The organism is Candidatus Pelagibacter sp. HIMB1695 (assembly GCF_052047655.1).
In the GTDB taxonomy this organism is placed as follows: domain Bacteria; phylum Pseudomonadota; class Alphaproteobacteria; order Pelagibacterales; family Pelagibacteraceae; genus Pelagibacter.
The window spans coordinates 180,618-206,352 of record NZ_JBNAJT010000001.1 but is presented as its reverse complement, the minus strand read 5'-3'; the positions used below and the strand labels follow the sequence as shown (position 1 = coordinate 206,352).

The window sequence follows — 25,735 nt, the reverse complement described above, 5'->3', positions numbered from 1 at the left end:
AACCTAAAGTTTTTTCTTTAAAATCTCATTTACTAACTGAGGGTTAGCTTTTCCACCTGAAACTTTCATCACTTGTCCAACAAAGAAGCCAAATAATTTAACTTTACCAGATTTATATTCAGTTGCTTTATCTCTATTGCTATCAATTACTTTATCAATTAAAGCTTCTAAAGCTTTTGGATCACTTTCTTGTTTTAATCCTTTTTCTTCAACAATTTTTTTAGGATCCTTGTCCCCTTCCATCATTTGTTCAAAAACAGTTTTTGCAATTTTTCCAGAAATTGTTCCATCCTTAATTAAATTTATTAATTTTGATAAATTACCAGCACTAATTGGACTATCAGTTATTTCTAAATTTTTTTCATTAAGTGCAGCAAATAATTCACCTATAATCCAGTTTGTTGCTAATTTAACGTCAGATTTTTTAACAACATCTTCAAAATAGTTTGAGGTTTCAATGTCTGAAACCATGATATTTGCTTCATATGGAGTTAATTTAAATTGATCTATAAATCTTTTTTTCTTTTCATCAGGTAACTCTGGTATTTCCAATTGTAATTGATCGATAAATTCATCAGAAACTTCTAATGGTAATAAATCAGGATCTGGAAAATATCTATAATCATGAGCATCTTCTTTTGATCTCATAGATCTTGTTTCGTTTTTTTTAGTATCAAAAAGTCTTGTTTCTTGATCTACAGTTTGTCCATCTTCAATTAAATCAACTTGTCTATTTGCTTCATATTCAATTGCCATTTGCATAAATTTAATAGAATTGACATTTTTAATCTCACATCTAGTACCAAAATCTTTTGATCCTTTTTTTCTTACAGAAACATTAACGTCTGCTCTTAAAGATCCTTCCTGCATGTTACCATCACAAGTTCCTAAATATCTCATTATTGATCTTAATTTCTTAATATAGGCATTAACTTCCTCTGGTGATCTTAAATCTGGTTTGCTAACAATTTCCATTAAAGCTACTCCAGACCTATTCAAATCAACAAAGGTGTTTTTTGGATCTAAATCATGAATACTTTTACCTGCATCTTGTTCTAAATGTAATCTTTCTATACCAACCTCTTTTTGACCATCTGGCATATCTAAAATAACTTTACCCTCTCCAACTATTGGGTCCTTAAATTGAGAGATTTGATATCCTTGTGGTAAATCGGCATAAAAATAATTTTTTCTATCGAATACAGATCTTTTGTTAATTTTAGCTTTTAATCCTATTCCAGTTTTAATTGCTTGCTTAACACAAAATTCATTAATCACTGGAAGCATTCCAGGAAATGCAGCGTCTACTAAACTTACCTGCGTGTTAGGCTCAGCACCAAATTTAGTAGCCGATGTAGAAAATAACTTTGATTGAGAAAGTACTTGAGCGTGAACTTCTAAACCAATGACAACTTCATATTGATTGTCATTTCTATTAATTAAATATTCTAACTTTTCTTTACTCACTTAATCCACCAATCAGTAATTTTATTTTTAAAATTAATTTTTTCTTCCATTGCAAAAGCAATGTTTAAGATATTTTGTTCATCAAATGCTTTTCCAATAATTTGTAAACCTAAAGGGTAACCTTTGCTGTCATGACCAGCTGGAATAGAAATTCCTGGTAAACCTGCTAAATTTACAGGAACAGTAAAAATATCGTTTAAGTACATTGAAACTGGATCATTTGTTTTTTCACCAATTTTAAAAGCAGAACTTGGCGTTGATGGGGTTAATATTGCATCTACTTTTTTGTACGCTTCATCAAAATCATTTTTAATTAGTTTTCTAACTTTTTGAGCTTTCAAATAATATGCATCGTAATAACCTGAAGATAAAACGTATGTCCCTATCATTATTCTTCTTTGAACTTCAGCTCCGAATCCTTCTGATCTAGTTTTTTCATACATATCAATAAGATTTTCTCCATCAGCTCTGAAGCCATATTTAACACCATCATATCTTGCAAGATTAGAAGATGCTTCAGCTGGTGCCACTATATAGTAAGTTGGTAAAGCGTAATTTGTGTGTGGAAGAGAAATATCAATTATTTCTGCACCACAATCTTTAGCGTATTCAATACCTTTCTGCCAAAGATCATCAATTTCTTTTGGCATTCCATCAACTCTATATTCTTTTGGTATACCTATTTTTTTTCCTTTAATATCTTTTGTTAATTCTTTGCTGTACAGGTTTCTTTTAAAATCAATAGAAGTTGAGTCTTTTTGATCGTATGAGCTAATTACCTCTTGCAACAAAGCACAATCTTGAACATTTTGAGCCATTGGACCAGCTTGATCAAGAGAAGATGCAAAAGCAACTATTCCGTATCTTGAACAACTACCATAAGTTGGTTTTAAACCCACTGTACCAGTAAATGACGCCGGTTGTCTAATAGATCCACCTGTATCAGTTCCAATTGTAATTGGAGTTAATTGTGCTGCTACAGCAGAAGATGAACCACCAGATGAACCACCTGGAACTAAATTTTTATCAATCGGATTTTGAACATTTCCAAAAAAACTTGTTTCATTTGATGATCCCATTGCAAATTCATCACAATTTAATTTACCAATAAGAATTGCTCCTTCGTTCCAAATATTCTGAGTAACAGTAGACTCATAAGTAGGTACAAAATTGTTTAATATTTTGCTACCAGCTGTTGTTCTTACATTAGCTGTACAAAATAAATCTTTTACAGCCATTGGTATTCCTGGTAATTTTAAATCCAATTTTGGGTTGTCATCAAATTTTTTAGCTTTATCTAAAGCATTACTAAAATCTTCAGTAATATAAGTGTTTAATTCTTTTGATTTTTCTGATCTATCAACAAAAGCTTGTGTAATTTCTGAAGAAGAAAGTTTTTTTTCTTTAATATTATTAACTAATTCAGAAAGCGTTTGCTTGGTTATATCAGACATTATTCTATAACTTTTGGTACAACAAAATAATCTTCATTATCTTTTGGAGAATTTTTTATTATTTGTTCCCTTAAATTTTTACTTTTAACTTCATCAGGTCTTAATTTTAAAGTCGTTTCAGCCACTGATGTAAGTGGTTCAACATTTTCAGTTTTAAGTTCATTGAGTTTTTCAATGAAATCAAAAATTGAATTCAAATCACTAGCAAGTTTTTCAGCTTTTTTCTCATCTACTGAAATTCTTGATAATTTAGATATATGCTTTATGGTTTTAAGATCGATGCTCATATGATATTTAAATATGACGCAAACTATCACTATAGTTTAAAATATACAACATGATCACAATAGAAGAATTTAAAAAAAAACAGTCAGAAAAATGTCGTTTGATAGGTTTAGATTTGGGCTCAAAAAGAATTGGTGTATCAATTTGTGACGAAAAGCAATTAATTGCTACCCCTTACAAAACTATACTTAAATCAAAAAATAATGAATTAATTGAAGAGTTGAAAAACATTATTCAAGAGAATGACATCAAGGCAATTATCATTGGTTATCCTTTAAATATGGATGGATCTTCAGGCTCTTCAGCACAGTCAGTCAATGATGTATCTAAAAATATAGATAAAGAGATAGATGTTGATGTGTGTCTCTGGGATGAAAGGCTATCAACTGTTGGGGCTTTTAATTTATCAAGCCAATTAGATGTTAATGTATCTAAAAGAGAAAAGAATATAGATCAGAACGCAGCAGCTTTTATTCTTCAGGGAGCCATAGACTATCTAAATAATTAATCCTTGCCATTCAATGGCTTTATAGTTATAAAGTTAATTTTAATGGCAAAAAACATCAAAGCTATTAAAATTTCTCAAAAACATTTGTTAGGTATCCAAGATCTATCAGTTAGTGATATTAACTACATTTTAGATGAATCTGAAACTTTCATTAAATTAAATCAGAGTAAGAACAAAAAAATTGATGTTCTTAGAGGCAAAACTCAAATTAATCTATTTTTTGAACCATCAACAAGAACACAAAGTTCATTTGAGTTAGCTGGAAAAAGACTTGGTGCAGATGTGATGTCAATGAATATGAATAATTCAGCAATTAAAAAAGGTGAAACTTTAATTGATACAGCAATGACTCTAAATGCGATGCATCCTGACATTATTGTAATAAGACATCAAGATTCTGGAGCATGCAATTTATTATCTCAGAAAGTAAATTGTGTAGTATTAAATGCAGGTGATGGAAGGCGTGAGCACCCTACTCAAGCATTACTGGACGCTTTAACAATAAGAAATAGAAAGAAAAAAATTGAAGGATTAAAAATTGCTATATGTGGAGATATACTTCACTCCAGAGTCGCAAGATCAAATATTTATTTACTAACAATGCTTGGTGCTGAAGTAAATATTGTTGCTCCCACAAATTTGATGCCAAAAGAAATTGAAAGGTTTGGTGTCAATACTTTTACCGATATGAAAAAAGGACTGAAAGATTGTGACATTGTAATGATGCTAAGATTACAAAATGAGAGAATGACAAGTTCTTATTTATCATCAAATAGAGAGTATTATGAATATTACGGTTTAACACCTGATAAATTAGATCATGCTAAACCTGATGCGCTAATAATGCATCCTGGCCCGATGAATAGAGGCATTGAAATAGATACCAGATTGGCAGACGATATAAATAAAAGTGTAATCAAAGAACAAGTTGAACTTGGAGTTGCTGTAAGGATGGCCTGTTTAAAAATATTTTGTGAATAAATGAAAAAAAAATACTTTATTAACGCAAATATAATTGATCCACAAAATTCAATTAATGAAAATGGAGGACTAATTGTTAGTGAAGAAGGTAAAATTGAAGCAGTAGGAAAAAAAGTAAATACAAATAATTTACCATCTAGAGAAAAACCAATTGATTTAAAAGGAAAACATATATTCCCTGGTTTAGTCGATATGAGAGTTTTTGTTGGAGAACCTGGGTATGAGTATAAGGAAAATTTTAGAACTTTAAGTAATGCAGCTCTATCTGGAGGAGTAACATCTGTAGTAACAATGCCTAATACAGATCCTGTAATTGATAATGTTTCAATAGTAGATTTTTTAAAACGAAGAGGACGAGATAAATCTAAGATTAATATATTTCCATGCGCATCTCTTACGCAAAATGTAGAGGGAACTAATATGACAGAGTTTGGATTGTTAGCTAGTAAAGGGATTGTAGCTTTTACAGATGGTGTAAAGACAATTCAAAATACTAGATTAATGTCAAGAATAATGAATTCAGCAAAGGATTTAGGATGCCTAATAATGCAACATGCTGAGGATTATGAGTTAGCAAAAAACGGTATGATTAATTCGGGCATAATCGCCACAAAACTTGGATTATCAAGTATACCAGATGTGGCTGAGAGAATAATTATTGAGAGAGATTTAACATTATTAGAAAAAATAAAGTGTCGATATCATATATCTCAACTATCATCAGGTAAATCAGTAGAAATCATCAAAGAAAGGAAAAATGATATTAAATTTTCTTGTGGAGTTTCAATAAATAACCTGTCCTTAAATGAAAATGATATTGGAGATTTTAAAACATTTTTAAAATTATCTCCACCATTGAGAAAAGAAGAAGATAGATTGGCTTTAGTCCAAGGATTAAAAGATAAAACAATTGATGTCATTGTTTCAGATCATAAACCTGAAGATGAAGAATCAAAAAGATTGACATTTTCGCAAGCAGCAACAGGTGCGTCTGGTATTGAAACTTTATTGTCTTTAAGTTTGGAACTATTTCATAATGGATCTGTAAAACTTGAAACAATAATCCAAGCACTAACATCTAATCCAGCTAAAATTTTAAATATCAATAAAGGAAATCTTTCAATTGGTAATGATGCTGACTTTTGTATTGTTGATATAAATAAACCTTGGATTGTAAAAAAAGAAAATTTAATTTCTAAATCCAAAAATACGTCTATTGAAGACAAAAAACTTCAAGGAAAAGTAACCAATACATTTGTAAAAGGTAAAGAATTATTTAAGATATAAAAATGGAATTATTAACAATAGGTATTATCTCATACCTAATGGGTTCTATCCCTTTTGGTTTAATATTAACTAAAATTTTTTTAAAAAAAGATATCCGAGATATTGGATCAGGTAACATTGGTGCAACAAATGCTCTAAGAACAGGAAATAAATTTATTGGTTATTCAACTTTAATACTTGATATAGTTAAAGCAGTTATTCCAGTTTTATATGTAAAGGTAAATTTTCCTGATCTGATTTATGTATCAGCTTTATGTGCTTTTCTGGGTCATGTTTTTCCAGTTTGGTTAAAGTTTAAAGGTGGTAAGGGAGTAGCAACTTATGTTGGTATATTATGCAGTATGAATATAATGTTTGGAATTGTTTTTGGTATTTGTTGGCTTGTAACTTTTTTTATTTCTAAATTTTCATCATTAGCATCATTAATTGGATCCTTTTCAGTTCCTGTTTATTTATTTCTGTTTGAATCAACAGAAAATGAATTATTTTTTGGAATAATGTTTATTTTAATATTTTATACTCATAGAGAAAATATTAAACGACTGATAAATAAAGAAGAAAACAAGACTAAAATTTATTAATTTGACTATCAAACACTTTTAAGTAGTTTGTTAAATTATGAATCTAGTCATAGTTGAAAGTCCTGCAAAAGCTAAAACTATCAACAAGTACCTTGGTGATAATTATACTGTTTTAGCTAGTTATGGTCATATAAGAGATCTACCATCGAAAAATGGATCAGTTGATCCTGATCATAATTTTAAAATGGAATGGGAAGTTGATAGTTTTTCAAAAAAATATTTAAAAGAAATAACTGATGTTGCAAAAGAATCCTCTAAAATAATACTTGCGACTGACCCTGACCGTGAAGGTGAAGCTATAGCATGGCATGTTAAAGAATATCTTGATGAAAAAAAACTTTTAAAAGATAAAGAAATTGAAAGAGTTGTTTTTAATGAGATAACAAAAAAAGCTGTAATTCATGGCATTGAAAATCCACGACAAATCGAACCTTTGTTAGTGGATGCCTACATGGCAAGAAGAGCTCTTGATTACTTAGTTGGTTTTAATATTTCTCCAATACTTTGGACTAAACTACCTGGGTCAAAATCAGCTGGAAGAGTTCAATCTGTAGCTTTAAAATTAATCACTGAAAGAGAACATGAAATAGAATTATTTAATCCAGAAGAATTTTGGACACTTACTCTTAAATTTGGAGATGATAATAAAAACACTATTACTGCAAGCATCTCTCAATTGAATGGTGATAAAATAGAAAAATTTACTTTTAGAGACAAGAATAGCATTGAAAAAGCAATCAAAGAAATAAAAGATAAAAAATTTCAAATAACAGATATTTCATCAAAGGTTATAAAAAGAAACCCCTCTGGTCCATTTACAACCTCAACATTACAACAAGTTGCATCTAGTAGATTAGGTTTTGGAGCTTCAAGAACAATGCAAATTGCACAAAAATTATATCAAGGTGTTGAGATTGATGGAGATACTGTTGGATTGATTACTTATATGAGAACTGATGGAACTAATTTATCAGCTGATGCAATAAATGATTTTAGAAATTTTATTAAAAGTGAGTATGGTAATGAATATTTGCCTGCATCTGCAAATAATTATTCTGGTAAAAAAGCTAAGAATGCACAAGAAGCTCATGAGGCTATTAGACCAACTGATATAAATAGAGCACCCGATACTTTAAAAAAATATTTAAGCAGTGATCAACAAAAACTATACAATTTAATTTGGTCCAGAGCTTTATCCTCACAAATGGAAGTTGCCCAATTTGATAGAAATACCATAACAATAGAGTCAGAAGATAATCAGACAATATGTAAGGCAAGTGGCTCTGTACTTAAATTTGATGGTTTTTTAAAAGTATACTCAAATACAAGTAAAGATGATGATGAAGAAATTTTACCAGAAATGTCTAAAGGACCAATTAATATTGAAGCATTAATAGATGAACAGCATTTTACACAACCACCTCCAAGATATTCTGAAGCAAGTTTAGTGAAAAAATTAGAAGAACTAGGAATTGGTAGACCTTCTACTTATGCAAGTATAATTTCAACTATAGCTAATCGAGGTTATGCAGAAATAGTAAATAAAAGGTTTTTTCCAACGGATCGTGGAAAACTTATCTCTGCCTTTTTAGAAAAGTTGTTTTCTAAATATGTAGATTATAACTTTACTGCAGGTTTGGAAGATCAATTAGATGAAATTACAACTGGTAAAGAAAGCTGGATAAAAGTTTTAGAGATGTTTTGGAAAGATTTTAATAATAATGTTTCTGAGGTTAAGGAGAAGAGAACAAGAGAAGTGTTAGATCTTTTAAATGAGAGTTTAGGTGCTTTAATTTTTGATACTGATAAAGATGGAAATATTGTTCGAAAGTGTCAGCTATGTGAAACAGGTTCACTAAGTCTTAAAAATAGTTTTAGAGGTGGAGCTTTTATAGGATGTTCAAATTATCCAGAGTGTAAATTCACTAGACCCTTGTCTAAGGCAAAAGCAGCGGCTCAATCACAGTTAGCAGAACCTAAATTTTTAGGAAAACATGAAAATGGTAATGATATATATCTGAAAAATGGAAGATTTGGTCCCTATCTTCAATATGAAAAACTTGAGGAAGAAAAATTAGAGGGAACAAAAACTAAAAAAAAGAAAAAAACCAAAAAATCTAAACCGGATGTTAATGAATTAATTAAAAATGTTTCTATACCAAAAGGTTTAGAGTTAGAAAGTATAGATTTAGAAAAAGCTCAGTTTTTATGTTCTCTTCCAAAATCAATTGGTGTTAACCCTGATAATCAAAAAGAAATAATTTTAAATACTGGAAGATTTGGGCCTTATCTTAAGTGTGAAAGCAAATCTGCTAGAATAGAGAATATTGATGAAATTTTCTCTATAGGATTAAATCGAGCAATTACTCTTATTGCTGAAGCAAAACCAGGAAGAATGTCTTCTTCGATTATTAAGGATTTAGGAGAACACCCAGAAGATAAAAAACCAGTTAGAGTTATGAAGGGACAATATGGTCCTTACATTAAATATAAATCTTTAAATGCAACAATTCCTGAAGAAAAAGATCCAACAGAGCTTACAATGGAAGAGGCTTTAATACTCATTGAGAAAAGGAAAGAATACGATAAAACAAAAAAAAAGAAAAAATCCAAATAATGAATTATAGACTGTTCGTATATTTAATAATTTTAACAATTGCTAATGTTAACTTCTCTCTAGCGGATGAATGCATTAAATTTGAAAAATTAAGTAAAGAATATGCAAAATGTAAAGCAGAATTAATAAAAGAAAAAACTACCGAAAAAGCAGAATTAATAAAAAAAAAAACTGCTGAAAAAGCTGAATTAATAAAAGCAAAAACTTCAGAAAAATATAACGATGGAAAAAAAAAATTTAATAAATTAAACTTAAAAGATAAACTTATTAAATTTAAAAACAGTAAATCCCATAAAGAATTTATGGAGAAATTGAAAAATGAAAATTGAAGATAAACTAAATGAACTTAAAATAATTTTACCAGAAGCAAAAGCTCCAGTTGGATCTTATGTGGCAACAAAAATATCTGGAAACTTGCTTTTTATTTCTGGTCAAATATCCATGAATGAAAATGGCGACTTAATTAAAGGAAAAGTTGGAAAAGATTTAAATACAGAACAGGGCTACGACGCTGCAAAAAGATGTGGGTTAAGCTTAGTGGCTCAAGCTAAAGAAGCATGTGGAGGAGATTTGTCTAAAATTAAATCATGTGTAAAATTAACTGGTTTTGTAAATTCAACTGAAGATTTCATTGAACAACCAAAAGTAATTAATGGTGCGTCAGATATAATATCATTAATATTTGGAGATGCTGGCATGCATACAAGGGCTGCAGTAAGTACTAATAGCTTACCACTCGGTGTTTCTGTGGAAGTTGATGCTATATTTGAGTTAAACTAAACTATCTTCCAATTCCAAAGTAATTGATATTTAATTTTTTCATTTTTGAAGGAGAATACATATTTCTCATATCATAAATCTTAAAATTTCTTTTTTTTACTAATTTTTTAAAATTTAATAATTTAAAATCATTCCATTCAGTATGTAAAATTATTAAATCACTATTTAAGCATGCAGTATTTATATTATTAAAATGCTTAACATTTTTTAAATTTTTAAATTCCTCCTTTTCACCAGTCGGATCAAAATATCTTACTTTGCAATTTTTTTTATTAAAATATTTAATCATAGGTATGCTAGAGGCTTCTCTCATATCATCTGTATTTGGTTTAAATGTTACTCCAAGAAATGTGATTGTTTTATTTGAAAATTTATTATTTAAAATTTTCTCAACTCTTTTTATTGATAAAAATCTACGTTTATCATTTGATGTAACAACAGTTTTAACTATAGATAAATCTGTATCAAATTTTTTTCCTGTATCGATTAAAGCTCTAGTATCTTTTGGAAAACAAGATCCTCCATAAGCTGGTCCTGCTCTCAAAAACCTATCACCAATGCGCTCATCAGATCCCATACCAAAAGAAATATCCTTTACATCTATACCCGCTTTTTCACAGAGATTTGCAATCTCATTAATAAATGAAATTTTTGTAGCTAAAAAAGCATTTGAAGCATATTTTATTAACTCGGCACCTCTACGTGTAGTATTAAAATACCTGCTATTTTTTTTTATAATAGGCATGTAAAGTGACTTCATAATCTTATTAGCTTTCTTACTTTCAGTTCCAATCACTACTCTATCTGGATAGATAAAATCTCTTATGGCCTCACCTTCTCTTAAAAACTCAGGATTAGAAACGATATCGACTAATTTTCTTTTTTTTAAATTTTTTAAAATATTTTCAATTTTATCACCAGTAGTCACTGGGACTGTAGATTTAGTTATTATTATTTTGTAACTTTTAATTATCTTTTTTAATTCTTTTGCAACACCAAAAACATATTTTAAATCAGCTGAATTGCTATTTTTTTTAGTTGGAGTTCCAACACATATAAAAATTATGTCAGAACTTGAAACTGCTTTTTGTAAATCTGTAGTAAATTTCAAACGATTTTGTTTATAATTTTTTTTTAATAGCTCTTCTAAACCAGGCTCATAAATAGGAACATTGCCTTTATTCAATTCTTCTATTTTTTTTTTATCTTTATCTACACAGTAAACAATATTACCAACATCAGAAAAACAGACACCACTAACCAAACCAACATAACCTGTACCTATCATGCAAAGTTTCATATTTTTCCTATTTCTTTATTTGAATTAATAAATCCTTGCATCGTCCCACAATCTAAATATTTACCTGAAAAATTATGGGCAATAAATTTTTCACCTTCTTTAATTAAAGTCTGAATAGCATCTGTTATGTGTATTTCCCCACCATTACCAGGTTTTTGCTTGGATAGTTTATTAAATATTGTTTTAGGAAGAATGTATCGTCCAATTACTGCTTTATTAGAGGGAGCATTTTTAATTGAAGGTTTTTCAACTACTCCATCAATAAAATAATCATTTTTTGAAATTTTTTTATTTAAATTATAGATACCCCACCTTGAAACTGTTTTAGAATTAACCATCATACTAGCCATTACTGAGGATTTATGTTTGTGATGGACTTTAATCATATCTTTGGAACAATTTTTTTTTATTATCAAATCATCTGGCAGCAACATTAAAAAATATTTATCTTTTATATATTTTCTCGTTTTAAATACAGCGTCACCTGTTCCTTTTGGTATATTTTGATAAACAAATTTTATTAGTTTTTTATATTTTAATATTTTTTTATATTCAGTAATTATTCTGGGATCTTTTTTCTTTTTAATAATTTTTTTGTAAAAAGCGTCACTATAAAAATAATTTTTAATCATTTTTTTTTTATTTGATATAATGAAAATGACTTCTTTTATACCAGCTTCAATGCATTCATCTAAAATATATTCAATTCCTGGCTTTCCATTTATTGGGAGTAGTTCTTTTGCAAAAACACTTGTTAAAGGCAATAGTCTAGTTCCTTGACCTGCTAGGGGAATAATTGCTTGTTTAATCATATAAATGTTTTACTTATCTATATTTCTAATACAAATGAAAATTATATTAAATAATAATTCATTATATAAAGCTTTAAGGCCATTTAATGATGTTGGATTTGTTCCCACAATGGGGAGCATACATGAGGGTCATTTATCACTTATAGAAAAATCAAATAGAACTTGCAAAACAACAATAGTAAGTATTTTCGTTAACCCCAAACAATTTAACAATAAAAAAGATTTCAAGAACTATCCCACCAATATTAAAAAGGATATTAAAATTTTAAAAAAAACTAAAAAAGTAGATTTCTTATACATCCCAAAATTTAAAGACATTTATAATAATAGTAAAAAATCAAACATAAAAATCGCAAATAAAGAAAAAATTTTATGTGCTAAATATAGAAAAGGCCATTTTGAAGGTGTTCTAGATGTAATGGAAAGATTAGCTAATTTAGTAAACCCAAAAAAAATATTTATGGGTAAAAAAGATTATCAACAATATTTCTTAATAAAAAATTATCTAAAAAATAAATGTAAAGCCTCTATTATTTCATGCAAAACAATCAGAAATAAAAGCAAAATAGCTTTGTCTTCAAGAAATAATCATTTAGACATAAATGGAATTAAAAAAGCAAGTTTTTTGAGCAAAAATTTAATTAAATTAAAAAGAAATTTAGCAAATAGTAAAACAATAAAACAAAATTTAAAAATTCAAATGAAATATTTTGAGAATTTTTTAAAAATTAAAATTGAATACTTGGAATTAAGATCAATTAAAAATCTTAAAATATCTAATACTGTTAAAGGCTCACGTTTATTTGTTGCTTACTATATTGATAACATAAGATTAATTGATAACTTTTAAAGAAAGTAAGCTCCAACACCTAAAAATGACACAAAACCTATTACATCAGTAATGGTCGTAACAAAAACACTAGATGCAATTGCGGGATCAATATTCATTTTTTTTAATGTAAAAGGAACAAGTATACCAAACAGTCCAGCTATAATCATCGTTAGTACCATTGATATTGAAATAATTATTGAAAGAATACTATCTTGAAACCAAATTTGAACAATTAAAGCACTTATAGCGGCAAATATAATTCCATTTAATATACCAATTGAAAATTCTTTAAAAACATTAGATGAAAAATTATTTTGGGTTAAGTCATTTGTTGCAATTGTTCTGACTGTAACAGCTAATGTTTGCATTCCTGCATTACCGCCCATTGAAGCAACAATTGGCATTAGGAAAGCAAGAACAACCATTTGCTCAATAGTTGCTCCAAACAGACTAATACACCAAGTAGCTAAAAAAGCGGTAAATAAATTCAGTAAAAGCCAGTTAAATCTTCTTTTAGTTTTTGTAACAACACCATCTGTAATTTCCTCATCACCTACACCTGCAAGTCTTAATGCATCTTCCTCAGCCTCTTCTTTTAAAACTGTAAGAACATCATCGTTCATTATCATTCCTACCAATTTATTATTTTTATCAACTACAGCTGCTGAGTTAAGATTATAATTTTCAAAAAGGTTCGCCACCTCTTCTTTATCCATATCTACAGGCACTAATAGTTGAGATTCAGACATAATGCTTGCCATCTTTGTGTCTCTCGGTGAAGTAAGCACTCTTGATGATGGAACTGTTCCAATAGGTTTAAATTCTTCATTAACAATAAAAATTTCCAAAAATTCCTCAGGCAGATCTTTATTTTCTCTTAGGTAGTCAATTGTTTGACCTACAGACCAGTTGCTTGGTATAGCTGTAAACTCACGCTGCATAAGTCTAGCAGCAGTATCTTCTGGATAGCTTAAGCTTTCTAAAAGAGCAAATCTGTCTTTAGGTGGTAATGAGCTTAATATAGTGTTCTTGTATTCTTCGGGTACATTTTCTAATATCGAAATAGCATCATCTGACTCAAGGTTAGTAAGAATAGTTACAATTGAATCTGAAGATAAATATTTAATTATTTCAATTTGTATAGACTCATTTAATTCTACAAAAACCTCTGCATCAATATTAAAATTATTTAATTTAATTAAACTTTCTCTATCACTAACGCTTAAGTGTTCAATTATGTCTGCTGCATCAGCAGGGTGCATTTCATTGAATGAGTCATTAATAAATTTTGCATCATTGTTAGCTATTTTAGAGGTAACAACTCTCAAATATTCTTTATTGAATTCAAAATTTACTTTTTTATCTTTAGTTTTTTTAATTAAAGACATAAATGTACCTATAATTTAGTTGTGCACTATTAATACATAATTAAAATATTACAAATTTTAAATGGATATAGAGATCAAAAAGTCAATAAAACCGGTAAATTATTTTGAGGCAATTGATCTATTAGAGTCTAGATTAAAAAATATTACAGCTAATAAAGAAAAAGAATTAATTTGGATTTTAGAGCATCCTGAAATTTTTACTGCAGGTACATCCTATAAAGAAAATGAAATAATTGATAAATCAATTGATCTATTAAAAACAAACAGAGGTGGAAAAATTACGTATCATGGTCCGGGTCAATTAATTTGTTATTTTGTAATTGATCTAAGAGAAAAAAAAGACATTAGAAAATTTATTTCAACTATTGAAAATACAATTATTCAAAGTTTAAAAAAATATAATATTGAAACATTTCCTGATAAAGAAAATATTGGAATATGGTATAAAGATAAAAATGAAATTCAAAAAATTGCTGCCATAGGCATTAGGGTAAGAAAATGGATTGCATATCATGGATTTGCAATAAATGTAGATAACAACTTAGATAATTATAAAAAAATATTACCTTGTGGAATTTCTGATAAAGGTGTGACAAATTTAAAAAAAATTTCAAATCAAGATTATTCTAAGTTGAATAATGAAATTATTGAAAATTTTATTTCAAATTTGAAAAACTAAGTCTTTTTGATTTTAACAACTTTTTAAAATATTCTGGTAATAAGGCTGAATAAGTATGCTTCATATCATTTATTTTAAATTTAATTTTATACGAGTGCAGCATAAGATTTTTATTTATACCTTTATCAGACTTAGATAGTTTATATTTGGTATCACCAAATATAGGATTCCCAATTGCAAAAAGTTGTTTACGTAATTGATGTTTTCTTCCAGTTATTGGTTTTAACTCTAATAAGGATGCTTCAGAATTTTTATCTATTACCTTGAATATAGTTTTTGCTTTTTCTACTAACTTTTTATCTCCATCATATCTTATTAGGTCATCATCCCAAACGCCTCTGTTTTTATTTATTTCTCCTTGGCATATAGCAAGATAAGTTTTATGTACTTTTCTTAATCTAAATAATGATGTTAGTAACTGAGCGCTCTCTCTATTTTTCGCCATTATAAATACACCAGATGTATCTTTGTCTAATCTATGAACAGAATAAGGTTTTGTTCCTTTAAAAATTTCACTCTTTGCAAAAATATCAACTAAGTTTTTTTTAGATTTTGTACCACCTTGTACTGATATTCCTGATGCTTTATTTAATACAACAAAATTATCATTATCATCAATTATTTGATCTTCGTTTGATTTTATTATTTCTTTAGTTGGTAAAAATTTTATTTTTTTTTGTTCTACTCTTTCTTTGAATTCAATATTAAATATATTTATCTGATCTCCTTTTTTTATTTTGTGAGAACTTTTAATTTTTTTTTTGTTAATTTTAATTTTTCCTGTCCTAAGATATTTTTCAATTAAACCTTGAGGTATTTTTCCAATATTTAATCTCATCCATCTATCAACACGCATATCATTACACGTTGAATCAACGATGTATGATTTGTTCATGACTTAGGATTTAAGCTGTAGCTTGTTTATTTTCTTCTGTTTTGGAAGTTTCTTTTGACGTATCTTTTTTCTTCTTATCTACTCTTTTGGCTTCGACATCTCTATCAACAAATTCTATAATTGCCATTGGAGCATTATCCCCATATCTAAAACCTGCTTTAATAATTCTAGTGTAGCCACCTTTTCTATTTGAATATCTCTTAGAAAGAGTTTTTTTTACTTTATTAGCTGATTTAATATCTTGAAGTTGAGATACAAGCATCTTAGTTGTTTGCAATGTATCTTTTTTACCTAAAGTAATAATTTTGTCAGCTTGAGGTCTTAAAAATTTTGCTTTGGGTAATGTAGTTTTGATCTGTTCATATTTTATCAAAGAATTTAACATATTCTTTAATAGAGCTTTTCTATGCTCAGAAGTTCTATTTAATTTTTTATTGGCAAAGCCGTGTCTCATTAAATTGCTTCCTCTAATTTTTTAGACATTTCTGCAATATTATCTGGTGGCCAGTTAGGTATTTCCATGCCTAAATACAGAGACATTCCAGTTAGAACTTCTTTAATCTCATTTAAAGATTTTCTGCCAAAATTTGGTGTTCTTAACATTTCACCCTCAGATTTTTGAACTAAATCACCAATATAAATTATGTTGTCATTTTTTAAGCAATTCATTGATCTAACAGATAGCTCTAGTTCATCAACTTTTCTTAATAAATTCTTATTAAATTCAGGCTCAGATGAAACTTCTTTTACTGGAGCTTCGACAGGTTCATCAAAATTAACAAACATTTTTAACTGGTCTTGAAAAATTCTTGCAGAATACGCAACAGCATCTTCAGCTGAAATTGAACCATTAGTTTCTACTTCCATTGTTAATTTGTCATAATCAAGAGCTTTTCCTTCTCTTGCTGTGCTAACAGAATAAGAAACTTTTTTTACAGGACTATACAAAGAGTCAATTGCAATTAAACCTAATGGTGGCTCCTCTGGTTTATTTAGCTCAGCTGGAACATAACCTTTTCCAGTGTTTACATTCATTTCCATGTGAAAAGTAGTATTTTCATCTAAGTTACAGATTACTAACTCAGGATTTAATATTTCCACATCAGTCACAGGAGCAATGTCTGAAGCTTTTATTTCACCCGGACCTTTTGCGTCTAAAACTAATTTTTTTGTACCTTCAGAGTTACATTTTAATGCTAGAGATTTAACATTTAACACTATGTCTGTTACATCTTCTCTTACACCTTTAATTGATGTAAATTCATGCAGAACACCATCTATTTGTATCGAAGTAACCGCAGCTCCTCTGATTGAAGAAAGCAAAATTCTTCTTAAAGAGTTTCCTAAAGTTAATCCATAGCCCTTTTCTAAAGGCTCAGCTATAATCTTAGCATGTGTTAAGTCATCACTTATTTGAACATCTAATTTAGATGGTTTAATCAAAGATTTCCAATTTTTAACATTAACGTTTTCTACTTCCATTAAACTCTCCTTTTTTTTGGTGGTCTAGTTCCATTATGAGGCATTGGTGTTGTGTCTTTAATTGACAAAATTTTAAAACCTCTGGCTTGTAAAGCTCTTAGCGCTGTTTCTCTTCCTGAACCAGGCCCTTTTACCTCAACAGATAAAGTTTTCATTCCATACTCTAATGCTTTTGATGCTGCGGAGTCCGCTGCTATTTGAGCTGCATAAGGTGTAGATTTTCTTGATCCTTTAAATCCTTTCTGTCCAGCAGATGCCCAGGATATTACATTTCCATTTGTATCAGCAATTGAAATTATAGTGTTGTTAAATGTCGACTGCACGTAAGCAATTCCATTTAAAATATTCTTTTTTATCTTTTTCTTTTTTGAATAGGAGCTCTTTGCACTTTTTTTAGAAGATTTTTCTATCTTCTGATCTTTATTGTCAGTTTTTTCTGTTTTTGCCATTATTATTTTTTAGTTGGTGTTAATTTCTTCCCTGCAATAGCGATTGCTTTTCCTTTTCTTGTTCTTGCGTTACATCTTGTTCTTTGACCTCTTACAGGTAATTTTTTTCTATGTCTTGTTCCTCTATAACATGCAAGATCTATTAATCTTTTAATACTTAAAGAATAATCTCTTCTAAGATCTCCTTCCACTTTAAAATTTTGATCAATGTATTCTCTTATTTTTAAAATTTCATCATCAGTTAACTCATTCACTCTTTTAGCTCTTGGAATTTCTAGAGAAGAACAAATTTGTTGTGAGAATTTATCTCCAATTCCGTAAATATATGTTAGTCCAATGTGGACAAGTTTATTTTGTGGAATGTTTATACCTGCGATACGAGCCATAATTTTTGTGATAAATTGTGCCTTTTATATAAGAAGATTAATCAAAGTCAACGTCTTAAACATTTATAAAAGTGTCTATTTTCCTTGTTATTTCGTCTATTTCTAAGCTGCCATCAATTTCCTTAAATTTAGGATTCTCTGAGTAGTAATTAAGTACTGGCTCTGTTGTGTTCATGTATGTGTCAAAACGTTTTAGAATAGTATTTGTTTCATCGTCTGATCTATTTTCAATAATTTTTCTTTTTTCTAGTCTTTTTACCACTGTATCTTTATCAACTTTAAGATACAAAATTAAATCTATCTTTTGATTTGATGCCTCGAGTAAGATATTTAAATTTTTTGCTTGGCTCAAAGATCTAGGGTATCCATCAAATATTAATCTATTTTTTTTTTGAGGGTCAGAAATTAAATTTTCAATAAGCTTATTTACAATTTCATCACTTACAAATTTACCATTTTTCATGTCATTGGTAATCATCTTACCAATATCTGAATTTTTATAAATTTCTTCTCTTAAAAGTTCGCCAGTTGAGATCTGAAATGAATTTAGTTTCTTTACTAAATATTTAGCTTGAGTACCTTTACCAGCACCAGGCGGTCCAAACAAAACTATATTCACTTACTTTCCAAATTTAGTTTTTTTAATTAATTGTTCGTATTGAGAGCTCATTAATCTTGTTTGAATTTGAGTTACAGTATCAATGGCAACAACAACAACAATTAAAATAGATGCACCACCTAAATAAAAAGGAATTGGGTAATTAGCTATTAAAAATTCTGGCATTAAACATACAAGTGTCAAATATAAAGCACCTATTGTAGTAAGTTTAGTTAAAATATTTTCAATATATAATGCTGTACTTTCACCAGGTCTAATTCCTGGAACAAAGCCACCATATTTTCTTAAGTTTTCTGCTGTTTCAGTTGGATTAAATGTAATTGAAGTATAGAAAAATGTAAAAAATATTATACCAGATGCATATAGCAACATGTACAAAGGTTGACCTTGAGTAAAATAAGAACTTAAGTTTAAAAAAGTTTCATTATTTGAAAAAGAAAAATTAGAAAAAGTAACAGGTAACAATAATAAAGCAGATGCAAAAATTGCTGGTATTACTCCTGCTTGATTAATTTTTAATGGCAAATGAGAAGACTCTCCACCATACATTTTGTTTCCCATTTGTCTTTTAGGATAATTGATAAGAATTTTTCTTAACGCTCTCTCCATAAAAACAACAAATAAAATAGTTAATATTAATAGAACAAAAATTGCTAGAATCATGAATGTTGACACAGCACCTGTTCTACCTAATTCAAAAGTTGTAACTAAAGCTCTAGGTATTTCGGCAACAATACCAGCAAAAATAATTAGAGAAATCCCATTTCCAATTCCTCTTTGAGTGATTTGTTCACCTAGCCACATAAGAAAAATTGTACCAGCAACAATAGTTGTAACTGTTGTAATTTTAAAAAAAGCTCCTGGATTAATTACCAAATCTGCAGAAGATTCTAAACCTACTGATAAACCATAACCTTGAACTGTAGCAAGTAAAACTGTTCCATATCTTGTTATTTGAGTAATCTTTGCTCTACCTGTTTCTCCCTGTGCTTTTAAATTCTTAAAATAATCTGAAACCCCTGTTAACAACTGAACTATAATAGCAGATGATATGTATGGCATTATACCAAGAGCGAAAATTGCCATTCTACTAACTGCTCCTCCAGCAAAAACATTAAACATACCAAGTAACCCTTTTTGATTACCATCCATCATGATTTTTAATTGTTCTGGGTCAATTCCTGGTAAAGGAACAAACGTACCAAATCTATATACTGCAAGGATTGCTATGGTAAAAATTATTCTATTTCTTAGATCATTTGTTGAAGATGATGCGCTCATTTAAACAAATTATTTTTTTAATTGAATAGATCCACCAATTTTTTCTAGTTTTTCTATTGCTGATTTTGATGCCAAGTCAGCCTCAATATTAATTTTATCTTTTAACTCTCCAGTACCTAATATTTTTAATTTTGTAGAGTTTTTGTTTATTAATTTTAATTTTTTTAGAGATGAAGAATTAAGCACTTCATTTGGATTAATATTTTTTTTATCAATATAAGACTGAATTTTTTCCAAGTTTAAAATTGCAATGTTTTCTCTTGAAATTGGATTAAAACCTCTTTTAGGTAATCTTCTGTATAAAGGCATTTGACCACCTTCAAAACTTTTTATTGCTACACCAGATCTAGATTTTTGACCTTTAACGCCTCTTCCCGATGTCTTACCTTTTCCTGATCCAATACCTCTTCCTACTCTAATTTTAGGTTTGTTAATTTTCTGTCTCGTATTTAATGTAATCATTATCCTCTTTTTTCAATAATTTCTGATATTTTTTTATTTCTTATTGCTGAAATTTGTTTTGGTGAATTTTGTTTCATTAAAGCTTTCATGGTTGCTCTAATCACATTGTGTGCATTTGATGTGCCCATTGATTTAGCAACAATATCTTTTACACCTAATACCTCGCATACTGCTCTAACTGGACCACCTGCAATAATACCTGTACCTTTTGATGCTGCTCTTAAAACTATTCTACCAGAGCCATCTTTAGCTTTTACATCATGATGAATTGTTCTTCCTTCTCTCAAAGGTATATGTGTTAATTTTCTTCTCGCCATTTCATTAGCTTTTTTAATTGCATCTGGAACTTGTTTTGCTTTAGCGTGTGCTATTCCAATTTTTCCAGCTTGATTACCTACCACTACAAGAGCTGAAAAACCAAATCTTCTTCCACCTTTAACAACCTTTGTAATTCTGTTGATATGAACTAACTTTTCTAAAATGTCGTCTGTTTTTTTGTCTTTGTTATTTTCCATAATTAAAATTCCATTCCATTTTCTCTTAATGTGTCTGCAAAAGCTTTGATTCTACCATGATATTTATAAGATCCTCTATCAAAATAAATTTTTGTAATATTTTTTTCCTGAGCTTTTTTTGCAAGCTTTTGAGCAACTAATTTTGACAACTCTGTTTTGTTAATTTTATCAGATGATTTTAAATCTTTCTCAATGGATGAAGCTGATAACAAAGTTACTTTTTTTGTATCATCGATGATTTGAGCTGAAATATTTTTGGCAGATCTAGAAATGCTTAATCTAAATCTATCTTTTGGAGCAACTTTTTTTACTTTATTGCTAACTCTAAATCTTTTTCTAATACTTGTGTTTAGTTTCATTATTTTTTCTTACCTTCTTTTTTAAGTACATATTGGCCTTTTTCTCTAACACCTTTACCCTTATATGGCTCAATTTTTCTAAATGTTTTAATTTTTGATGCAACTTCACCAACTAATTGTTTGTCAGATCCAGTGATCTTAAGTGTAGTTTGTTTTTCTACAGCAATTTTAATTCCTTCTGGAATATCAAAATCAATATCGTGACTGTAGCCTAATTGTAAATTTAGCTGATTTCCTTTTAATGCTGCTCTATATCCAACACCTACAAGTTCTAACACTTTTTCGTAGCCAGTGCTTGAGCCAATTACAGCATTATTAATTAAACTTCTGTTCATACCCCAAAGTCGTTTAGAATTTTGGTCAATTTTTTTTGGCTTTATTGAAATCTCTTTTCCTTCTTTGATATCCAAATTAAACATATCCAAATCAATATTTATTGATTTCTTTCCTAATGGCCCTTCTATATTTATAATATTGCCAGCTAAAGCTACTTTAACTTTTTCAGGGATTGATATATTTATTTTTCCAATTTTAGACATTAAAATACCTTACAAATAATTTCACCACCAACACGTTGTTTTCTGGCGTCAATATCAGTCATTACACCTTTTGGTGTAGAAACTATTGCTATACCAAGACCGTTATTAATTTTAGGTAAACCTTCGGCACTTGAAAAAATTCTTCTTCCTGGTTTAGAAACTCTTTCAAATGCACTGATAACTGGGTTACCAGAGTGATATTTAAGCTCTAAAGACAATGTTGGTTTTTTATCTTCTGAACTAATTTTAAAATCTTTTATAAAACCTTCATTTTTAAGTATATCTGCAATTTTTGATTTAAAGTTTGATGATGGCAAATCTACTTTTTTATGATTTCTCGCTTGAGCATTCTTAACTCTAGCTATCATATCTCCTATTGGGTCACTTAAACTCATAATTTTCCTTCCTACCAGCTCGACTTAACTAAGCCAGGTATTTTTCCTTGTAATCCTAATTGTCTAAGAGCAATTCTTGATATTTTTAATTTTCTATAAACACCATGTGGTCTACCCGTTATTTCACATCTGTTCATCACTCTTGTTTTAGCTGAATTTCTTGGCAATTTTGATAATTTCTGCTGTGCCTTAAATCTTTCCTCTAATGGAAGTTTTTTATCCATTATTATTTTTTTCAAATTTTGTCTTTTCTTGAACATTTTGTCTGAAAGTTTAATTCTTTTTTTGTTTTTATTTACAGCACTAAGTTTAGCCATTTTTAATTGTCTCCTTTTTTAATAAATGGAAAATTCATTTTTTCTAATAATGCAAAGCTGTGCTCTTTGCTAATTGCTTTTATAACAATAACGATATCTAAACCTCTAACTTTATCAGCTCTATCAAAACTAACTTCAGGAAATATGATATGTTCCTTTATGCCAAAAGTATAATTTCCGAATTTATCAAAACCTTTTGGCGACAATCCTCTGAAATCTTTAATTCTAGGAAGAGCAATATTTACTAATCTATCTAAAAATTCGTACATTTTATTTTTTCTTAAAGTTACTTTTAAGCCTGCATTAGATCCTTTTCTTGTCTTAAAATTAGCTACAGATTTTTTGAATTTTGTAGTTACAGGTTTTTGGCCTGTTATCTTAGCCATATCCTCTTCACATGATTTAAGTATTTTAGAGTCTGAACCATCTAAACCAAGACCCATATTTAAAATAATTTTTTCAATTCTTGGCGCCATGTAAATATTTTTAAAGCCAAATTGGTCTTTTAAAGCTGGTTGTATTTCTTTATTAAAAATTTCTTTTAATCTTGGAGTCATTATTTCTTAGCCTCTTTTTTCTTTTCTGCTTTTTCATCTATTAATTTTAAATTTGATAAATGAATAAAACCTTCTTTTGAAAAAATACCACCTTTTTTCTCTTTTGTTGTTTTAACGTGTTTTTTAACCATATTAATTTCTTTTACTTTGGCTCTGTTATTCGCTCTGTCTATTTCGATAACTTCGCCTTCTTTTTTTTTGTCTTTTCCTGTTAGCACTCTTACTTTTAGACCTTTTTTAATCATCTTATAAAACCTCCGGCGCTAGTGAAATTATTTTCATTTGCCCTCTACTTCTTAATTCTCTAGTAACTGGGCCAAATATTCTAGTACCAACTGGTTCACCCTTATCGTCAACTAATACTGCTGCATTATTATCAAATTTTACTTTTGATCCATCGTTTCTATGAATTCCTTTTTTAACTCGAACTACTACAGCTTTATGAACGGTTCCTTTCTTTACTTTGCCCTTAGGGATAGCCTCTTTCACAGCAATTACAATTGTATCTCCAATGCTGGCATATCTTCTCTTAGATCCACCCAATACTTTGATGCACTCTATTCTTTTTGCACCAGTGTTATCAGCAACCTGTAATTCTGTCTGAACACCAATCATTATTTATTATTCTCCATAACTTGAAATTTTTTATTTTTTGAAAATGGTTTGCTTTCAATAATTGAAACTTTATCACCTGTTTTAAATGTATTATTTTCATCATGAGCGTTGTAATTTTTTCTAACTCTTATGACTTTTTTTAATACAGGGTGTGAATATTTTCTCTCTACCATAACTGTAATTGTTTTATTAGGTTTGTCGCTTATCACCACTCCTGTTAATATTTTTTTAGGCATTTGATTTTCCTTTTAAAATTGTTTTCAATCTTGCAATTGTTTTTCTTGTTTCTCCAATTTTTGCAGGATTAGTTATTTGAGAATTCATTTTTTGAAATCGAAAATTAAATAAGTCTTTTTTAAGCTTATCAATATTTTTGATAACTTCATCTTTACTTAATTTTTTAATTTCTTGTTTTTTCATTTATGCAAATCTCTTTATTGTTTTTGTTTTTATTGGTAACTTTGCTGAAGCTTTATAAAGTGCCTCTTTAGCAATTTGTTCAGACACACCATCAACTTCAAATAAAATTCTCCCAGGTTTTACTCTACAGGCAAAATATTCTGGTGATCCTTTTCCTTTACCCATTCTAACTTCTATAGGTTTTTTAGAAACTGGAATATTTGGAAAAACTCTTGTCCATACTCTTCCTTGTCTTTTCATGTGTCTAGTTAAAGCAACCCTAGCAGCCTCAATTTGTTTTCCAGTAACTCTTTCAGGCTGTAATGCCTTCAAAGCATATGCGCCGTAATTAATAGTGCTTGCTCTAGTAGCGTTACCATGAATTCTGCCTTTATGAGCTTTTCTCCATTTAGTTCTTACTGGCTGAAGCATTATTGTTTACCTTCCTTTGGAGTTACTTTGTTTGTTTCCTGGCTAAACTCTCTTGCAAAAACTTCTCCCTTATAGATCCAAACCTTAATTCCAATAATTCCATATGTTGTAAGAGCTTCCGCTTCTGCATAATCTATATCTGCTCTTAAAGTGTGTGATGGTATACTACCATCTCTTAACCATTCAGTTCTAGCGATCTCATTACCACCTAATCTTCCACTTACTGAAACTTTAATCCCTTTTGCACCTAGTCTGATACATGATTGCATGGCTCTTTTCATGGCTCTTCTGTATGAAATTCTTTTTACTAACTGTTGTGCAATGTTTTCAGCAACTAAATATGCATTTGTTTCAGGTTTTTTAACCTCTTTGATATTTAAGTTTACCTCATTTGTCGTAAATTTTGATAAGTTGTTTTTAATTTTATCAATATCACTACCTTTTTTACCAATTACAAATCCAGGTCTAGATGTGTAAATTGTAACGTAACATTTGTTTGATGTTCTCTCTATCATCACTTTAGATACACCTGAATTAATTACATTTTTTTTGATGTATTCTCTTATTTTAAAATCTTCAATTAGATAGTTGCCAAAATCTTTTTTCTTAGCATACCAAACAGAGTCCCAACCTCTGTTTACACCTAATCTAAAACCTACAGGATTAACCTTTTGTCCCATGTTTCTCCATTTGTTTTGCCTCTGATAAAATTATAGTTACTGTTGACCAAGGTTTTAAAATTGGTGCCGCTCTACCTTTTGCTCTTGGTCTAAATCTTTTCATAACAATTTTTTTTCCACAATACGCTTCTTTGACAATTAAATTGTCAATATCATATTGAAAGTTATTTTCGGCGTTTGCAACAGCTGAGCTAATTGTTTTTCTAATATCTCTGGTAACTCTTTTTTCAGAAAACTGTAGATCTCTAATAGCTACATCAACCTTTTTACCAACAATACTTTTTAGAATTGGATTAATCTTTCTTACGCTAGATCTAATTCCATTGTTTATAGACTTTACAGTCTTATCGTTGTTTTTATCAATTTTCTTTTTCTTACCCAT

Annotated in this window: 36 protein-coding genes; 9 read left to right on the top strand and 27 right to left on the bottom strand. The window is 29.1% G+C overall.

From position 1 onward, the window contains the following. Positions 1-3 precede the first annotated feature (3 nt). Genes gatB through gatC form a run of 3 tightly spaced genes read right to left on the bottom strand, consistent with a single transcriptional unit; the run spans position 4 to position 3,208 of the window. Positions 4-1,467: an Asp-tRNA(Asn)/Glu-tRNA(Gln) amidotransferase subunit GatB gene (gatB, locus tag ACTTAX_RS01145; protein WP_440692225.1), complete on the bottom strand. Its 1,464-nt coding sequence runs from the start codon at positions 1,465-1,467 to the stop codon at positions 4-6. After that, positions 1,464-2,921 carry an Asp-tRNA(Asn)/Glu-tRNA(Gln) amidotransferase subunit GatA gene (gene gatA, locus ACTTAX_RS01140; RefSeq protein ID WP_440692223.1) on the bottom strand — a complete coding sequence of 486 codons (1,458 nt, stop codon included), beginning with the start codon at positions 2,919-2,921 and terminating at the stop codon, positions 1,464-1,466. Before gatA ends, gatB begins: the two co-directional genes overlap by 4 nt. Beyond that, entirely contained in the window at positions 2,921-3,208 is a 288-nt protein-coding gene (gene gatC, locus ACTTAX_RS01135; protein WP_075506772.1) for an Asp-tRNA(Asn)/Glu-tRNA(Gln) amidotransferase subunit GatC, read from the bottom strand. The genes gatA and gatC overlap by 1 nt, the downstream gene beginning before the upstream one ends. 50 nt (positions 3,209-3,258) lie before the next feature. Between gatC and ruvX the strand changes: the two genes are divergently transcribed. Genes ruvX through ACTTAX_RS01100 form a run of 7 tightly spaced genes read left to right on the top strand, consistent with a single transcriptional unit; the run spans position 3,259 to position 9,960 of the window. Beyond that, complete coding sequence (ruvX, locus tag ACTTAX_RS01130) at positions 3,259-3,714, top strand: Holliday junction resolvase RuvX (RefSeq protein ID WP_440692222.1); 456 nt, start codon at positions 3,259-3,261, stop codon at positions 3,712-3,714. A 42-nt stretch (positions 3,715-3,756) separates the two neighbouring features. Continuing rightward, positions 3,757-4,695, top strand: a complete 939-nt coding sequence (locus ACTTAX_RS01125; RefSeq protein ID WP_440676366.1) for an aspartate carbamoyltransferase catalytic subunit — start codon at positions 3,757-3,759, stop codon at positions 4,693-4,695. Further along, a complete protein-coding gene (gene pyrC, locus ACTTAX_RS01120; protein ID WP_440692220.1) occupies positions 4,696-5,982 on the top strand; it encodes a dihydroorotase in 1,287 nt (428 codons plus the stop codon). Positions 5,983-5,984: 2 nt separating this feature from the next. Next, entirely contained in the window at positions 5,985-6,563 is a 579-nt protein-coding gene (plsY, locus tag ACTTAX_RS01115; RefSeq protein WP_440676959.1) for a glycerol-3-phosphate 1-O-acyltransferase PlsY, read from the top strand. Positions 6,564-6,600: 37 nt separating this feature from the next. Then, entirely contained in the window at positions 6,601-9,180 is a 2,580-nt protein-coding gene (gene topA, locus ACTTAX_RS01110) for a type I DNA topoisomerase (protein WP_440692218.1), read from the top strand. Further along, complete coding sequence (locus ACTTAX_RS01105; protein WP_440692216.1) at positions 9,180-9,509, top strand: hypothetical protein; 330 nt, start codon at positions 9,180-9,182, stop codon at positions 9,507-9,509. Before topA ends, ACTTAX_RS01105 begins: the two co-directional genes overlap by 1 nt. Further along, entirely contained in the window at positions 9,499-9,960 is a 462-nt protein-coding gene (locus ACTTAX_RS01100) for a RidA family protein (RefSeq protein WP_440692215.1), read from the top strand. Before ACTTAX_RS01105 ends, ACTTAX_RS01100 begins: the two co-directional genes overlap by 11 nt. Position 9,961: 1 nt before the next feature. Here ACTTAX_RS01100 and ACTTAX_RS01095 read toward each other — a convergent pair whose 3' ends face one another. Together ACTTAX_RS01095 and ACTTAX_RS01090 are read right to left on the bottom strand one after the other, a co-directional pair. After that, positions 9,962-11,260, bottom strand: a complete 1,299-nt coding sequence (locus tag ACTTAX_RS01095; RefSeq protein WP_440692214.1) for a UDP-glucose dehydrogenase family protein — start codon at positions 11,258-11,260, stop codon at positions 9,962-9,964. Next, a complete protein-coding gene (locus ACTTAX_RS01090) occupies positions 11,257-12,072 on the bottom strand; it encodes a sugar phosphate nucleotidyltransferase (protein WP_440692212.1) in 816 nt (271 codons plus the stop codon). The genes ACTTAX_RS01095 and ACTTAX_RS01090 overlap by 4 nt, the downstream gene beginning before the upstream one ends. Before the next feature lie 4 nt (positions 12,073-12,076). Between ACTTAX_RS01090 and ACTTAX_RS01085 the strand changes: the two genes are divergently transcribed. Continuing rightward, the gene (locus ACTTAX_RS01085; RefSeq protein WP_440692211.1) at positions 12,077-12,922 is read left to right on the top strand and encodes a pantoate--beta-alanine ligase; all 846 of its coding nucleotides are present in this window, start codon (positions 12,077-12,079) and stop codon (positions 12,920-12,922) included. Here ACTTAX_RS01085 and mgtE read toward each other — a convergent pair. Beyond that, a complete protein-coding gene (gene mgtE, locus ACTTAX_RS01080) occupies positions 12,919-14,292 on the bottom strand; it encodes a magnesium transporter (protein WP_440692209.1) in 1,374 nt (457 codons plus the stop codon). The two genes, ACTTAX_RS01085 and mgtE, sit on opposite strands and share 4 nt — an antisense overlap. A gap of 61 nt (positions 14,293-14,353) precedes the next feature. Between mgtE and lipB the strand changes: the two genes are divergently transcribed. Continuing rightward, entirely contained in the window at positions 14,354-14,971 is a 618-nt protein-coding gene (gene lipB / locus ACTTAX_RS01075) for a lipoyl(octanoyl) transferase LipB (protein WP_440692207.1), read from the top strand. Here the strand turns inward: lipB and ACTTAX_RS01070 are convergent. Genes ACTTAX_RS01070 through rplV form a run of 21 tightly spaced genes read right to left on the bottom strand, consistent with a single transcriptional unit; the run spans position 14,949 to position 25,735 of the window. Further along, positions 14,949-15,866: an RluA family pseudouridine synthase gene (locus ACTTAX_RS01070; RefSeq protein WP_440692205.1), complete on the bottom strand. Its 918-nt coding sequence runs from the start codon at positions 15,864-15,866 to the stop codon at positions 14,949-14,951. The two genes, lipB and ACTTAX_RS01070, sit on opposite strands and share 23 nt — an antisense overlap. 10 nt (positions 15,867-15,876) lie before the next feature. Continuing rightward, complete coding sequence (gene rplQ / locus ACTTAX_RS01065; protein WP_440692203.1) at positions 15,877-16,320, bottom strand: 50S ribosomal protein L17; 444 nt, start codon at positions 16,318-16,320, stop codon at positions 15,877-15,879. After that, positions 16,320-17,348: a DNA-directed RNA polymerase subunit alpha gene (locus ACTTAX_RS01060; RefSeq protein WP_075506787.1), complete on the bottom strand. Its 1,029-nt coding sequence runs from the start codon at positions 17,346-17,348 to the stop codon at positions 16,320-16,322. The genes rplQ and ACTTAX_RS01060 overlap by 1 nt, the downstream gene beginning before the upstream one ends. Continuing rightward, positions 17,348-17,797: a 30S ribosomal protein S11 gene (gene rpsK, locus ACTTAX_RS01055; RefSeq protein ID WP_440692201.1), complete on the bottom strand. Its 450-nt coding sequence runs from the start codon at positions 17,795-17,797 to the stop codon at positions 17,348-17,350. The genes ACTTAX_RS01060 and rpsK overlap by 1 nt, the downstream gene beginning before the upstream one ends. 2 nt (positions 17,798-17,799) lie before the next feature. Then, the gene (gene rpsM, locus ACTTAX_RS01050) at positions 17,800-18,183 is read right to left on the bottom strand and encodes a 30S ribosomal protein S13 (protein ID WP_075506789.1); all 384 of its coding nucleotides are present in this window, start codon (positions 18,181-18,183) and stop codon (positions 17,800-17,802) included. A gap of 55 nt (positions 18,184-18,238) precedes the next feature. Then, on the bottom strand, positions 18,239-18,802 hold the full coding sequence (locus ACTTAX_RS01045; RefSeq protein ID WP_440692200.1) for an adenylate kinase: 564 nt from the start codon (positions 18,800-18,802) through the stop codon (positions 18,239-18,241). After that, a complete protein-coding gene (secY, locus tag ACTTAX_RS01040; RefSeq protein WP_075506791.1) occupies positions 18,803-20,083 on the bottom strand; it encodes a preprotein translocase subunit SecY in 1,281 nt (426 codons plus the stop codon). A gap of 9 nt (positions 20,084-20,092) precedes the next feature. Next, positions 20,093-20,545 carry a 50S ribosomal protein L15 gene (rplO, locus tag ACTTAX_RS01035; RefSeq protein WP_075506792.1) on the bottom strand — a complete coding sequence of 151 codons (453 nt, stop codon included), beginning with the start codon at positions 20,543-20,545 and terminating at the stop codon, positions 20,093-20,095. After that, positions 20,545-21,060, bottom strand: a complete 516-nt coding sequence (gene rpsE, locus ACTTAX_RS01030) for a 30S ribosomal protein S5 (protein WP_075506793.1) — start codon at positions 21,058-21,060, stop codon at positions 20,545-20,547. The genes rplO and rpsE overlap by 1 nt, the downstream gene beginning before the upstream one ends. Positions 21,061-21,062: 2 nt before the next feature. Further along, positions 21,063-21,419, bottom strand: coding sequence for a 50S ribosomal protein L18 (gene rplR, locus ACTTAX_RS01025; protein ID WP_262589109.1), 357 nt, complete (start codon positions 21,417-21,419; stop codon positions 21,063-21,065). Continuing rightward, positions 21,419-21,958 (bottom strand): 50S ribosomal protein L6, encoded by a 540-nt coding sequence (gene rplF / locus ACTTAX_RS01020; RefSeq protein ID WP_262589108.1) that lies wholly within the window; start codon positions 21,956-21,958, stop codon positions 21,419-21,421. Before rplF ends, rplR begins: the two co-directional genes overlap by 1 nt. Next, positions 21,958-22,353, bottom strand: coding sequence for a 30S ribosomal protein S8 (gene rpsH, locus ACTTAX_RS01015; RefSeq protein WP_075506796.1), 396 nt, complete (start codon positions 22,351-22,353; stop codon positions 21,958-21,960). Before rpsH ends, rplF begins: the two co-directional genes overlap by 1 nt. A gap of 11 nt (positions 22,354-22,364) precedes the next feature. Then, positions 22,365-22,670, bottom strand: a complete 306-nt coding sequence (gene rpsN / locus ACTTAX_RS01010; RefSeq protein ID WP_075506797.1) for a 30S ribosomal protein S14 — start codon at positions 22,668-22,670, stop codon at positions 22,365-22,367. Between the two features lie 2 nt (positions 22,671-22,672). Then, a complete protein-coding gene (rplE, locus tag ACTTAX_RS01005) occupies positions 22,673-23,227 on the bottom strand; it encodes a 50S ribosomal protein L5 (RefSeq protein WP_440692199.1) in 555 nt (184 codons plus the stop codon). Further along, complete coding sequence (rplX, locus tag ACTTAX_RS01000; RefSeq protein WP_262589105.1) at positions 23,227-23,472, bottom strand: 50S ribosomal protein L24; 246 nt, start codon at positions 23,470-23,472, stop codon at positions 23,227-23,229. The genes rplE and rplX overlap by 1 nt, the downstream gene beginning before the upstream one ends. A gap of 1 nt (position 23,473) precedes the next feature. Continuing rightward, positions 23,474-23,842, bottom strand: coding sequence for a 50S ribosomal protein L14 (gene rplN / locus ACTTAX_RS00995; protein ID WP_008544079.1), 369 nt, complete (start codon positions 23,840-23,842; stop codon positions 23,474-23,476). After that, complete coding sequence (gene rpsQ / locus ACTTAX_RS00990; protein WP_428080011.1) at positions 23,842-24,078, bottom strand: 30S ribosomal protein S17; 237 nt, start codon at positions 24,076-24,078, stop codon at positions 23,842-23,844. Before rpsQ ends, rplN begins: the two co-directional genes overlap by 1 nt. Next, positions 24,071-24,262 carry a 50S ribosomal protein L29 gene (gene rpmC / locus ACTTAX_RS00985; protein ID WP_075506802.1) on the bottom strand — a complete coding sequence of 64 codons (192 nt, stop codon included), beginning with the start codon at positions 24,260-24,262 and terminating at the stop codon, positions 24,071-24,073. The genes rpsQ and rpmC overlap by 8 nt, the downstream gene beginning before the upstream one ends. Beyond that, positions 24,263-24,673 (bottom strand): 50S ribosomal protein L16, encoded by a 411-nt coding sequence (gene rplP / locus ACTTAX_RS00980; RefSeq protein ID WP_075506803.1) that lies wholly within the window; start codon positions 24,671-24,673, stop codon positions 24,263-24,265. It lies immediately after the preceding gene. Further along, complete coding sequence (gene rpsC / locus ACTTAX_RS00975) at positions 24,673-25,353, bottom strand: 30S ribosomal protein S3 (protein WP_075506804.1); 681 nt, start codon at positions 25,351-25,353, stop codon at positions 24,673-24,675. The genes rplP and rpsC overlap by 1 nt, the downstream gene beginning before the upstream one ends. Next, on the bottom strand, positions 25,337-25,735 hold the full coding sequence (gene rplV, locus ACTTAX_RS00970) for a 50S ribosomal protein L22 (protein ID WP_075506805.1): 399 nt from the start codon (positions 25,733-25,735) through the stop codon (positions 25,337-25,339). The genes rpsC and rplV overlap by 17 nt, the downstream gene beginning before the upstream one ends.

Coding starts and splice junctions, on each gene's coding strand:
- gatA (WP_440692223.1), bottom strand. CDS start 2,921: ATGTCTGATATAACCAAGCAAACGCTTTCTGAATTAGTTAATAATATT.
- gatC (WP_075506772.1), bottom strand. CDS start 3,208: ATGAGCATCGATCTTAAAACCATAAAGCATATATCTAAATTATCAAGA.
- ruvX (WP_440692222.1), top strand. CDS start 3,259: ATGATCACAATAGAAGAATTTAAAAAAAAACAGTCAGAAAAATGTCGT.
- ACTTAX_RS01125 (WP_440676366.1), top strand. CDS start 3,757: ATGGCAAAAAACATCAAAGCTATTAAAATTTCTCAAAAACATTTGTTA.
- pyrC (WP_440692220.1), top strand. CDS start 4,696: ATGAAAAAAAAATACTTTATTAACGCAAATATAATTGATCCACAAAAT.
- plsY (WP_440676959.1), top strand. CDS start 5,985: ATGGAATTATTAACAATAGGTATTATCTCATACCTAATGGGTTCTATC.
- topA (WP_440692218.1), top strand. CDS start 6,601: ATGAATCTAGTCATAGTTGAAAGTCCTGCAAAAGCTAAAACTATCAAC.
- ACTTAX_RS01105 (WP_440692216.1), top strand. CDS start 9,180: ATGAATTATAGACTGTTCGTATATTTAATAATTTTAACAATTGCTAAT.
- ACTTAX_RS01100 (WP_440692215.1), top strand. CDS start 9,499: ATGAAAATTGAAGATAAACTAAATGAACTTAAAATAATTTTACCAGAA.
- ACTTAX_RS01095 (WP_440692214.1), bottom strand. CDS start 11,260: ATGAAACTTTGCATGATAGGTACAGGTTATGTTGGTTTGGTTAGTGGT.
- ACTTAX_RS01090 (WP_440692212.1), bottom strand. CDS start 12,072: ATGATTAAACAAGCAATTATTCCCCTAGCAGGTCAAGGAACTAGACTA.
- ACTTAX_RS01085 (WP_440692211.1), top strand. CDS start 12,077: ATGTTTTACTTATCTATATTTCTAATACAAATGAAAATTATATTAAAT.
- mgtE (WP_440692209.1), bottom strand. CDS start 14,292: ATGTCTTTAATTAAAAAAACTAAAGATAAAAAAGTAAATTTTGAATTC.
- lipB (WP_440692207.1), top strand. CDS start 14,354: ATGGATATAGAGATCAAAAAGTCAATAAAACCGGTAAATTATTTTGAG.
- ACTTAX_RS01070 (WP_440692205.1), bottom strand. CDS start 15,866: ATGAACAAATCATACATCGTTGATTCAACGTGTAATGATATGCGTGTT.
- rplQ (WP_440692203.1), bottom strand. CDS start 16,320: ATGAGACACGGCTTTGCCAATAAAAAATTAAATAGAACTTCTGAGCAT.
- ACTTAX_RS01060 (WP_075506787.1), bottom strand. CDS start 17,348: ATGGAAGTAGAAAACGTTAATGTTAAAAATTGGAAATCTTTGATTAAA.
- rpsK (WP_440692201.1), bottom strand. CDS start 17,797: ATGGCAAAAACAGAAAAAACTGACAATAAAGATCAGAAGATAGAAAAA.
- rpsM (WP_075506789.1), bottom strand. CDS start 18,183: ATGGCTCGTATCGCAGGTATAAACATTCCACAAAATAAACTTGTCCAC.
- secY (WP_075506791.1), bottom strand. CDS start 20,083: ATGAGCGCATCATCTTCAACAAATGATCTAAGAAATAGAATAATTTTT.
- rplO (WP_075506792.1), bottom strand. CDS start 20,545: ATGATTACATTAAATACGAGACAGAAAATTAACAAACCTAAAATTAGA.
- rpsE (WP_075506793.1), bottom strand. CDS start 21,060: ATGGAAAATAACAAAGACAAAAAAACAGACGACATTTTAGAAAAGTTA.
- rplR (WP_262589109.1), bottom strand. CDS start 21,419: ATGAAACTAAACACAAGTATTAGAAAAAGATTTAGAGTTAGCAATAAA.
- rplF (WP_262589108.1), bottom strand. CDS start 21,958: ATGTCTAAAATTGGAAAAATAAATATATCAATCCCTGAAAAAGTTAAA.
- rpsH (WP_075506796.1), bottom strand. CDS start 22,353: ATGAGTTTAAGTGACCCAATAGGAGATATGATAGCTAGAGTTAAGAAT.
- rpsN (WP_075506797.1), bottom strand. CDS start 22,670: ATGGCTAAACTTAGTGCTGTAAATAAAAACAAAAAAAGAATTAAACTT.
- rplE (WP_440692199.1), bottom strand. CDS start 23,227: ATGACTCCAAGATTAAAAGAAATTTTTAATAAAGAAATACAACCAGCT.
- rplX (WP_262589105.1), bottom strand. CDS start 23,472: ATGATTAAAAAAGGTCTAAAAGTAAGAGTGCTAACAGGAAAAGACAAA.
- rplN (WP_008544079.1), bottom strand. CDS start 23,842: ATGATTGGTGTTCAGACAGAATTACAGGTTGCTGATAACACTGGTGCA.
- rpsQ (WP_428080011.1), bottom strand. CDS start 24,078: ATGCCTAAAAAAATATTAACAGGAGTGGTGATAAGCGACAAACCTAAT.
- rpmC (WP_075506802.1), bottom strand. CDS start 24,262: ATGAAAAAACAAGAAATTAAAAAATTAAGTAAAGATGAAGTTATCAAA.
- rplP (WP_075506803.1), bottom strand. CDS start 24,673: ATGCTTCAGCCAGTAAGAACTAAATGGAGAAAAGCTCATAAAGGCAGA.
- rpsC (WP_075506804.1), bottom strand. CDS start 25,353: ATGGGACAAAAGGTTAATCCTGTAGGTTTTAGATTAGGTGTAAACAGA.
- rplV (WP_075506805.1), bottom strand. CDS start 25,735: ATGGGTAAGAAAAAGAAAATTGATAAAAACAACGATAAGACTGTAAAG.